The following is a 10,020-nucleotide window of genomic DNA, read 5'->3' as shown; positions in this document are numbered from 1 at the left end:
CTTTTCTTCGCAATGAGGACAACATTCTGGTGTTTCATCTAAAAAACCTTCAATACTCTAGAGAAAACTCCCTTTATTTTCCTAGTAGACAAATAATTTTCATTAAAAATAATATTTAGGTCTAGTATATTTAAGATATCTTTGATAGTCTGTGAGTATGACATGTGGTATCCTCCTTAGATTGTTGTTTCACAATTTCATTCTAACGGATAACACATGTTTTTGTGTACTAAAAACTGCTGGTAACTTTCGTTACCAACAGTAGAAATAATAGAGCCAATTTTACTAGATAGACGACATATTTTTAAATAACATCGATTGTAAATTAAGCTAGACAACTAAAAAAAACATTTGTGATACACTCAAATTGTCTTTCCAACCAAAGAAAACAAGGAGAGTAATCACAAATGACCTATATACATCTGACTACAGACGAGCTAGTTTTGATAGCATCTTATTACCATCAAAATAAAAAAGAAACATCCGTTGCGAAACAAGTGAAACGAGCAAAACAGGCTACGTATGCTGTTTACAAAGCTTTTGATGAGGGCCTATCTGCACTAGATTACTATAAACAATAAAAGAATTGTGACAGGCGTCCTATTTTTTTATCTTAGAGACTTATTGGCCAGTCTCTTTTATTTTTGTTTATAAGTTGATAAGAAAGTCTCTAAACTTTTTGTCGCTTTTTTTAATTCTTCCATCTCTGGTAAGTACACGATCCTAAAATGGTCTGGAGTAGACATATTGAATCCTTTTCCATGGACTAATAAAATTTGATGATCATGTAAAAAGTCTAAAACAAATTTTTCATCATCTTTTATATTAAATCGCTCAATATCTAGTTTAGGGAAAATATAAAAAGCAGCTTGTGGTTTTTTCACGCTCACACCTGGAATGGCATTTAGTGCATCTGTAATATATTCACGTTGCTCATAGATTCTTCCACCCGGTAATAATAATTCATCCACACTTTGATGACCGCCAAGTGCAGTTTGGATAATTTGTTGTGATAAAACATTTGAGCAAAGTCGCATAGAAGCCAACATATTGATTCCTTCTATATATCCTTGAACATGTTTTTTCTCACCACTAATGACCATCCAACCACAACGAAATCCAGCAACTCGATGAGATTTAGATAACCCGTTGAATGTCACCACACATAGATCCGGAGCTAAACTAGCAATGGATACATGTTCCAAACCATCCATTACTAATCGATCGTAAATTTCATCTGAATATATAATTAGTTCATGCTCTCTTGCAATCTTCACAATTTCCAATAATAACTCTTTTGAATATAAAGCACCTGTTGGATTATTAGGGTTAATCAACACAATCCCTTTAGTTTTTGATGTGATTTTACCTTTAATATCATCAATATCAGGATACCAATCCGCCTCCTCATCACACACATAATGTACTGCACGACCACCAGCTAATGTAATAGCTGCGGTCCATAATGGATAATCTGGCATTGGCACAAGAACCTCATCGTTATTATCAATCAACGCTTGCATTGAGAGTGTAATTAATTCACTGACACCATTTCCAGTATAAATATCGTTAATCGTAACATTAGGTATTTTTTTTAGTTGGCAATATTGTTGAATCGCTTTTCGTGCCGAAAAAATTCCTTTTGAATCTGAATAACCTTCAGATTCTCTAGCATTCGTTATTAAATCATGAATAATTTCATCAGGAGCTTTAAAACCAAACGCAGCAGGATTTCCAGTATTTAATTTTAATACATCAATTCCTTTAGCAGTCATTCTATCTGCTTCTTCTAATACCGGACCTCTTACATCATAGCTAACATAATCTAATTTGGATGATTTTTTAAATTGTCTCATCGGTTTTCCCCCTAATAAAAAACTTGCCTTCATTTTTTCTAAATTACACCTAGAAACAATGAAAAGCAAGTTAATTTTTCTTTAAATTATTTATGGTGTGTCTTTACCGTCTACTGCCGTTGACGCCCCAACCAGTTTTCCTGCTGGATCTAGTCGTTTTTCCACCAATCCTAATACCCAGTCAGTTACTATCGCCATTAAAGCGGTCGGTAACGCCCCAACTAAAATAATAGCCGTTCCATCTGTCGCGTTGGTTCCTCTAATAATAATATCTCCTAAACCACCAGCTCCAACAAATGATCCAATCGCGGTAATACCTATTGCTACGACAAGAGCATTTCTAATTCCTGCCATTAAAACAGAAATAGATAATGGCAATTCAATCATCCATAACCTTTGGAATGGCGTCATCCCCATACCTTTTCCTGCATCAAGTATGTCTTTGTCTACTTGTGTCATACCGGTATAAGTGTTTGAAATAATCGGTAATAAGGAGTATAAGAACACCGTGATAATAACCGTATTCACCCCTAAACCAAATGCCAACATTAACAATGACACCATGGCTAGTGACGGCACTGTTTGGATGACATTTGCCGCACCAATTACCCAATCAGCTAATCGACGTTTTTTAGCAATAAAAATCCCAATAGGAATCCCAACAATAGCTGCAAAAAAGACCCCGTAGATTGAAATAAGAAAATGTCTAACAAATTGAGAGAGGACATAACCACTATTGTTTTGTAAATAATAAAAGAACTGTTGCACTATATTCATATCTTGCATTATTTTCCCCCCTCAAAAAAGTTATTTTCTCGTAAGAATTTTTTTGCGACTGTTTCAGGTTCTAATAGATTATTATCTGCTTCGTAATTAAGTTGCTGCATGGTTTTTGTATCTATTTTCCCAGACAATTTAAGTAATGCTTCTTTTAATTTTTGATTTTTATTCATCACATCATTATCAATCACAATACTACCATCATAAGGTGGGAAAAATCTCAAATCATCTTCTAACACAACTAAATCATAACTTGCAATACGTCCATCTGTTGAATACCCTAAAACAACATCCATTTTTCCAGCAGCAACCGCATCATATACAAGTCCTATTTGCATAGGATAAACCTTTTTAAAATCGACGTCATAGGTGTCTGAGAATGCTTGATAACCGTCTCCATCACGTTTCATCCAAGATGTATCAACACCAGCTGTTAGTTGATTTGCAACATTTTTCAAATCACTAATTTTTTTCAAATTATATTTTTCAGCTGTTTCCTTTGATACCATAAAAGCATAAGTATTAGCGAATCCATAAGAAGGTAACCATGTTTGATGATATCGCTTGTTAAATTCTTCTGAAACAATATCAAACGCTTTTTCTGGATCTTTTTCAGCAGGTAAATTTAGTGTCCCACTTAAATCCGTCCCTGTATAACGACCAGCAGAAATATCAATATCTCCATTAACCATTGCATTGTGTGCTACTGTACTTGTTCCCAAATTATTGATAAGAACGACTTTATCATCTGTATAATGTTCAATCATCCCTTTAACCAAATTGGCTAATATCTGATTTTCCGTTGTGGCCAAAGATCCGACACGAATGGTTTGAGTATCTCCTTTTCCACCACCTAATCCAGGTAATTCGCAACCTGTTAAAAAGAGAAGCCCTATCATTAAAATGAATAATAATTTGTTTTGTTTTGTTCTCATTAACTATTAGCCTCCTTCATTTTGGGAGATAGTCTTTTTTCTAATAGTCCTAACAAAAAATCACTTATTAAAGCTAGTAGCACCACTGGAATAGTTCCTCCAATAATTAATTCTGGTTTGTATAAGTTCAATCCACTAAAAATTAAATCACCTAAACCACCACCACCAATATACGAGGCTAAAGTTGCCCAAGCAATAACGTAAACCGTTCCTAAACGAATACCACGCATAATTGTAGGCAAGGCAAGTGGAACTTCTACCAAACGAATTTGTTCATAGTCGGTCATCCCCATTCCTTTAGCTGCATCTACCATATTAGGATCTACTCCTTTAATACCCAAATATGTATTTCTTAAAATAGGTAGAAGCGAATAGATGAACAACGCGACAACTGCGGTCATTTTCCCGACCCCAAAAAAAGGTATAAACATTGTTAATAAAGCTAACGAAGGAATAGTTTGTAATACACTAGCAAGTCCAATGATAATGTTTGCTAATTTATTTGTGCGAGTCAATGCAATGCCTAAAGGTACCGCTACAATCACACCAAGTAGTAAAGCGATGACTGAAATATATATATGTTCAAATGTTTTGACAACTAATTCATTTCCATTTTCCAATAAGAAGGTATTCATTATACTTCCTCCTTCTCTACTGGTGTTTCATCTTCAGATGATGAATCCTCTTCTCCCCAAATCGTATCATAAACCATGTCTACAAGAGATGAACGAGTTAAAATTCCGACTAGTTTTTTATTGTCATCAACTACTGGCACATATTTCAAACCACGTTTTAAGATACGTTGAATGGCATCTCTTAAAAGGGCTGTTTGTTTAATATAGAATACATCAAGCTCCATAATATCCCCAACACTTGTTGAGTATCCACGCTTATCATTAATAGACTCAACATCAATAAAGCCTTTTAAGACATTATTGCCATCGACAACAAGTAACGTATCCACTCGTTTTTCACGCATCAAACGAATCGCTTGAGACAATGATTTTTCTGGTGTAATCGAAATAGCACGTTTCATCATGACTTCACCTACTGTAATAAAGTCTTGCTGACTATGCATCAAACGCTCTTTCCCGATTAATTCGCGGACAAAATCATTCGCTGGATTACGTAAAATATTTTCAGGTGTGTCACATTGAACCACTTTTCCATGACTCATGACTACAATTTTCGTTGCTAATTTTAGAGCTTCATCCATATCATGTGTAACAAATACAATCGTTTTCCCCATTTTTTCTTGCAATTCTTTAACAAAATCTTGTAATGAATCGCGAGTAATAGGATCTAATGCTCCAAAAGGCTCATCCATCAAAATAATATTTTGATCAGCAGCCAACGCACGAATCACACCGATACGTTGTTGTTGTCCACCAGATAATTCATTTGGATAGCGATCAAGCATTTCTTTAGGCAGCTCAACTAACTTAATCAATCTTTCTGCTATTTCATTGCATTCTTCTTCAGGCCATTTCAATAACTTAGGGACTAGTGTAATATTATCTCTAATTGTCATATGGGGTAGCAGACCAATATTTTGAATGACGTAACCAATACTACGACGTAAATCAACAGGATTTTCTGTCATGATGTCTTTGCCATCAATTAATATTTTGCCTGATGTGGGTTCTATCATACGATTTATCATACGCATTGCAGTTGTCTTACCACTACCACTTGTTCCAATAAAACAAATAAACTCCCCATCTCCAAATGATAAGTTCATATCAGATACTGCTTTTTTATTTCCTTTATATATTTTCGACACATTTTGAAATTCAATCAAAATTTCGCAACTCCCTTTTTATTTTTATAATTTAAGTGTGCATGATTTTAACTTAATATGCAAATGATAGTATACCTAACTATTTATTAGTCTTTTTCCCCACTGTATCAATCCCTCAGCACACAGAATATCCCCTGATTTAATTTGATGAATAGTTTTTAATTCATCCGTTTTTTCTACTATACTCTGAACGGATTCTCCATAACGAATCTCTTTATTAAATTTAATCATCACGCGAGTTGGTTGATGATTTATTAAAAAATCATAGGATAAGCTATCCATCATCCAAGCTGGATAAGTAGCATTATTAACATGATGATTGTCATCTATATCCCAAAAACTTGCATCAAATGAACGATTGATATTATCTTCATGAAGCTTTGGAATGTTTTCTCCCCTTTTGATTCGCTTAATTTTTTCAGAGTCAAAGGGGGCAATTATCTCATCTGGTACTGCATGAACTTTTCTAGTAGATATATCCATCAATGCAAATGTTGACTCCATAGAAGCTAATTCGTTATTATTACTATCATGTAACCAAAAACGACGGTAACAGAAATATTTATTGTAACTCTCTGCCTGTGTTGTAATATATATGTCATCATTTACTTTAGGAAGATCAGTTATTTGTAAATCATGTTGCGTAATGATCCAATTAACGTTAAATTGCTTTAATAACCTGTCATTAACGCCTAAAGAGTTACTTTGATTACTAGATGTTCTTATCATCATCTTAATCAACATAGGAACTTTTAACATACCCTCAGAGTCACAATCGTAATATGGAATTGTGTACTTTTCAGTAAATTTTTTTGCCATATTCTCAACCTCTCATATATTTTTAATTAATTATATCATAGAAATAAGGATTACTTTCTCGTGATGATTACGTGAAAAAAAATCTCATAAAACTTTCATTTATTGATTTGTATCTCTTTTACAAGTAAAATAAGACCAATAATAAGATTATTCAGATATTTCGTAAGGAAAGTAGGAAATAAGATGACTCAAGAAAACAAAGCTTTATTTATCATCTTTGGGGGAACTGGAGATTTAGCCAAACGAAAATTATACCCATCTCTTTTTCGTTTATTCCGTAAAGGAGCAATCGGCAAACACTTTGCGGTGATTGGAACAGCTAGACGCGAATGGACAAATGACCATTTTAGAGAAGTTGTCACTGAAAGTATCGAAGAATTAAACCCAACACCAAAAGAAATAGGTTCTTTTACGTCTCATTTTTATTACCAAGCTCATAATGTTACTAATACAGAAGAATATGTCACCCTTGAAAAATTAGCGAGTGAATTGAATGAGGAGTATCAACTAGAGGGCAATCGTATTTTTTACTTGGCGATGGCACCAAGTTTCTTTGGAACAATCGCACAACACATCAAATCAGAACATATTTTAAGTGACGATGGATTCAATCGCCTTATCATCGAAAAACCATTTGGAACGGACTACAAAACTGCAAAAGAGTTAAATGATTCGATTTCTGCTGCGTTTACTGAAGACCAAATTTTCCGTATTGATCACTACTTAGGAAAAGAAATGGTACAAAATATTTCTGCTATTCGTTTTGGAAACAACATTTTTGAATCGTTATGGAATCATCATTATATCGACAATGTGCAAATCACATTAGCCGAATCTTTAGGGGTAGAAGAACGTGGTGGATATTATGATAAGAGTGGGGCATTAAAAGATATGGTACAAAATCACATTCTTCAGGTGGTTGCTCTACTTGCTATGGAACCACCAACTATCTTTTCTGATCGCGCTATTCGTACAGAAAAAATTAATGCCCTTGAATCAATTCGCATCTACAACGAAGAAGAAGTCAAAGAAAACTTTGTTCGAGGACAATACTCAAGTGGACATCTTGGAAATAATAATTTTGTTGGATACCATGATGAAAAAGATGTTGACCCTACTTCTTCAACCGAAACGTTTGTAGCTGGTAAATTTATGATTGACACATTTAGATGGTCAGGAGTTCCTTTCTATATTCGTACAGGTAAACGTCTAACTGAAAAAGGGACACGTATAAATATTGTGTTTAAACCAACACCTATCAACGTTTTTCGTGAATCAACACAATCTGAAGAATTACCTGAAAATATTTTAACTATCTATATCCAACCAACAGAAGGATTTTCTTTAACTCTTAACGGAAAAGAAGTTGGTCCTGGTTTTGCAGTAGATCCTGTTAAATTAAACTATCGCCATTCAAGTGAAACACTTGAGAATAGCCCTGAGGCCTATGAAAAACTCCTGCTTGATTGTCTTAAAGGAGACGCAACTAACTTCACTCATTGGGACGAAGTAGCTGCGTCATGGAAAATTATTGATATTATAAGACAAACTTGGGATAAAGAAACAGGTGCTATTCCAACTTATTCAGCTCGAACTATGGGACCAAAAGAATCGTTCGATTTACTAGAAAAAGATGGCCGTAGTTGGGTTTGGGAACCTGATCAATGGTATCGAGAAAAAGAATTATTATAATACAAAAGAGACTGACCCAAAAGTGTCTAAAAAAAGATTAAACGGAACAAAATTATTTTTGATTTTGTTCCGTTTTTTGACGAAAAAATAGCACTTTCCTTTATAATTAAGGTGTCCAACCATCTAAAAAGGAGTGCTATTTATGTATAAAGGCTATAATATGAACCAAATCACATTATCACTGAATGTTAGAAATTTATTTAGAAAAAAATGATATTGTTTTTATCATTAATGAGTTAGTAGAGAGTATTATAGAGTATTATAGAGGAATCCTTTGAGCCTTTTCATCATCATAGGGAGACTTAATCCTATCACCCAAGAATGATGTTAAAATTAATTCTATGCGGTTATCTATTTTTCCAGATAGACAAATTGAGTAGATAGCTAAAGATAGTATTCGTGCTCGTTGGTTAACACAATCTCAAATACCAAATTTTAGAACTAGAGTTAATCCTTATGTCCAAGATTTATTGAAGCATGTTTTATTCAATTTTATCACCAATTGGTTAGCCAAAAATTAATTGATGGGAATGCTATTTTTATAGATGGTACAAAAATAGAAGCTAATACTAATAAATATACTTTTGTATAATAAAAAGTATTAATAACTATTAAGCTTGCCTAACAAATAAGTCAAATGAACTTTATTATCAATTTATTAAGGACTAAATTATCCCTGCTATTCAGAATGAAGACGAATCATTGTATCTTGAAAATCTAATAGAGATAACAAACTCTCTAGAATATGAAGTTAACAACCTCACTGATAAAATAAATAATGTAGAGCAATAAAAAGCGTTAGGAAATAAACAAATTAAATCACGAAAATACCTTAAACAATTCAGAGATTTTAAAACTTGAACACAGAAATATCAGAAACAAAATACCTTTTATTCAAGAATTGAAGTATTCTTATAGAACCAACGATTATGTCTTATTTTTAGAGTTATGTTCAAAGATATCTGTTGAATTACCAAAGTATTTTAGAGATAAATTCAAGATATTTGGTAAGTTCTCCCAAGGAGTCATGAATGCCTTTAAGTACTCCTATTCAAATGGTTTATTAGAAGGTATAAACAATAAAATTAAAGTGATTAAACGTACGGCCTATGGCTATCGAAATTTTCTATTATTCAAACGACGTATCTTTTTGATTCAAGATCAAGTTTTTCAGGTTAAATAAAAAAGCGAGAGAATTTCTTCCCTCACTCCAATTAATTCTATTTCATTTTTGAGCCTTTTTTATCAACATTATTGTCCATCAACACGATTCGACATAGAGCCAAGTAATTTTGTTCCGTTTATTCTTTTTTAAGACACTTTTGCGTCAGCTTCTTATTATTGAATGATTTAAATAAAACTTTTCGTCCATTAAGAGGTTGAGTATGACGACAATTGTTTGCATGATAGTTTCTTAGTATTTGAAGTTGTTTATGTGATATTTCAACCGTTTCTTTAAATACGTACCATTCTACATTTTCTGTTAGTGGTGGGGTTGTTAAAGAACCAAGATAGTGATAGTAATCAGAAATTCTTGGTAGTAAATCATATAGATACACATTGTGAATCGATTGATTTGTATTAATAGCATCAAGTAGATTTTGCAATGTCTCGTTATGACGACCTTCAACTAAAAATACACCTAAAACTGCTAGTCGACCATTTTGAGCTTCATGAACAAAATGAAGTTCCGCATCACACGTTTTTCCATCAACTTTATGCTCACTGTGAGTGTGAAAATGAAATTGTTGTAAATTGAAAAAACGATTATTGATATTAGCTGTTCCAGTTGCAATCCCTTGAATGGCTGATCCAGTATCAAAAATAGCATCAACAGTTCGAGAATAAGTCAGCTGGATTTTTCCAGTATCCATCATTGTTTCAAGTGTATCAGTCTCTATATCAATGGGAGATTGTGATAAAGAATGTTCACAACACCAGTCATGTTGCGTTGCATAATTCCAATCAAGTATCGGCGCTTCAAAATGTTTCATCAAAAAACTCCTTCAAATAAATTATTAATGAAATTTTATCCAAAAAAGATAGCATTAGACAAGTCAGACACCTTGAAATATTGCTTTGTAAAGAATATTTTTTATTTATTATAAGTTTTGCGAACAGAGATAGATATAACAAA

Annotated in this window: 10 protein-coding genes; 3 read left to right on the top strand and 7 right to left on the bottom strand. The window is 33.2% G+C overall.

The features are described from left to right. Positions 1–407: 407 nt before the first annotated feature. Entirely contained in the window at positions 408–581 is a 174-nt protein-coding gene (locus DW196_RS11330) for a hypothetical protein (protein WP_158563506.1), read from the top strand. A 57-nt stretch (positions 582–638) separates the two neighbouring features. On the opposite strand, the gene DW196_RS03680 is transcribed toward DW196_RS11330, so the two are convergent. The 6 genes from DW196_RS03680 to DW196_RS03655 form a co-directional block, all read right to left on the bottom strand. Next, complete coding sequence (locus DW196_RS03680; protein ID WP_071456451.1) at positions 639–1,856, bottom strand: pyridoxal phosphate-dependent aminotransferase; 1,218 nt, start codon at positions 1,854–1,856, stop codon at positions 639–641. A 90-nt stretch (positions 1,857–1,946) separates the two neighbouring features. Continuing rightward, a complete protein-coding gene (locus tag DW196_RS03675) occupies positions 1,947–2,642 on the bottom strand; it encodes an ABC transporter permease (RefSeq protein ID WP_118250164.1) in 696 nt (231 codons plus the stop codon). Next, complete coding sequence (locus tag DW196_RS03670; protein WP_118250162.1) at positions 2,642–3,571, bottom strand: osmoprotectant ABC transporter substrate-binding protein; 930 nt, start codon at positions 3,569–3,571, stop codon at positions 2,642–2,644. Before DW196_RS03670 ends, DW196_RS03675 begins: the two co-directional genes overlap by 1 nt. Next, positions 3,571–4,206: an ABC transporter permease gene (locus tag DW196_RS03665; RefSeq protein ID WP_117973152.1), complete on the bottom strand. Its 636-nt coding sequence runs from the start codon at positions 4,204–4,206 to the stop codon at positions 3,571–3,573. The genes DW196_RS03670 and DW196_RS03665 overlap by 1 nt, the downstream gene beginning before the upstream one ends. Next, on the bottom strand, positions 4,206–5,372 hold the full coding sequence (locus tag DW196_RS03660) for a betaine/proline/choline family ABC transporter ATP-binding protein (protein WP_118250160.1): 1,167 nt from the start codon (positions 5,370–5,372) through the stop codon (positions 4,206–4,208). Before DW196_RS03660 ends, DW196_RS03665 begins: the two co-directional genes overlap by 1 nt. A gap of 75 nt (positions 5,373–5,447) precedes the next feature. Continuing rightward, the gene (locus tag DW196_RS03655; RefSeq protein ID WP_118250158.1) at positions 5,448–6,191 is read right to left on the bottom strand and encodes an acyl-[acyl-carrier-protein] thioesterase; all 744 of its coding nucleotides are present in this window, start codon (positions 6,189–6,191) and stop codon (positions 5,448–5,450) included. Between the two features lie 183 nt (positions 6,192–6,374). On the opposite strand from DW196_RS03655, the gene zwf reads away from it, so the two are divergent. Further along, entirely contained in the window at positions 6,375–7,883 is a 1,509-nt protein-coding gene (zwf, locus tag DW196_RS03650) for a glucose-6-phosphate dehydrogenase (RefSeq protein WP_118250156.1), read from the top strand. A 901-nt stretch (positions 7,884–8,784) separates the two neighbouring features. Further along, a complete protein-coding gene (locus tag DW196_RS03645) occupies positions 8,785–9,066 on the top strand; it encodes a transposase (RefSeq protein WP_118250154.1) in 282 nt (93 codons plus the stop codon). Between the two features lie 118 nt (positions 9,067–9,184). Here DW196_RS03645 and DW196_RS03640 read toward each other — a convergent pair whose 3' ends face one another. Continuing rightward, on the bottom strand, positions 9,185–9,877 hold the full coding sequence (locus tag DW196_RS03640) for a carbonic anhydrase family protein (RefSeq protein WP_118250152.1): 693 nt from the start codon (positions 9,875–9,877) through the stop codon (positions 9,185–9,187). Positions 9,878–10,020: the final 143 nt, after the last annotated feature.

The sequence above is a fragment of the Vagococcus sp. AM17-17 genome, assembly GCF_003471765.1.
Classification (GTDB): Bacteria; Bacillota; Bacilli; order Lactobacillales; family Vagococcaceae; genus Vagococcus; species Vagococcus teuberi.
Note: the sequence above shows the minus strand (reverse complement) of the source record. Positions and strands in the feature narration are given on the sequence as shown.

Bases quoted from the DNA above. Each gene is read 5' to 3' on its own strand.
- DW196_RS11330 (WP_158563506.1), top strand. From the start codon at position 408: ATGACCTATATACATCTGACTACAGACGAGCTAGTTTTGATAGCATCT.
- DW196_RS03680 (WP_071456451.1), bottom strand. From the start codon at position 1,856: ATGAGACAATTTAAAAAATCATCCAAATTAGATTATGTTAGCTATGAT.
- DW196_RS03675 (WP_118250164.1), bottom strand. From the start codon at position 2,642: ATGCAAGATATGAATATAGTGCAACAGTTCTTTTATTATTTACAAAAC.
- DW196_RS03670 (WP_118250162.1), bottom strand. From the start codon at position 3,571: ATGAGAACAAAACAAAACAAATTATTATTCATTTTAATGATAGGGCTT.
- DW196_RS03665 (WP_117973152.1), bottom strand. From the start codon at position 4,206: ATGAATACCTTCTTATTGGAAAATGGAAATGAATTAGTTGTCAAAACA.
- DW196_RS03655 (WP_118250158.1), bottom strand. From the start codon at position 6,191: ATGGCAAAAAAATTTACTGAAAAGTACACAATTCCATATTACGATTGT.
- zwf (WP_118250156.1), top strand. From the start codon at position 6,375: ATGACTCAAGAAAACAAAGCTTTATTTATCATCTTTGGGGGAACTGGA.
- DW196_RS03640 (WP_118250152.1), bottom strand. From the start codon at position 9,877: ATGAAACATTTTGAAGCGCCGATACTTGATTGGAATTATGCAACGCAA.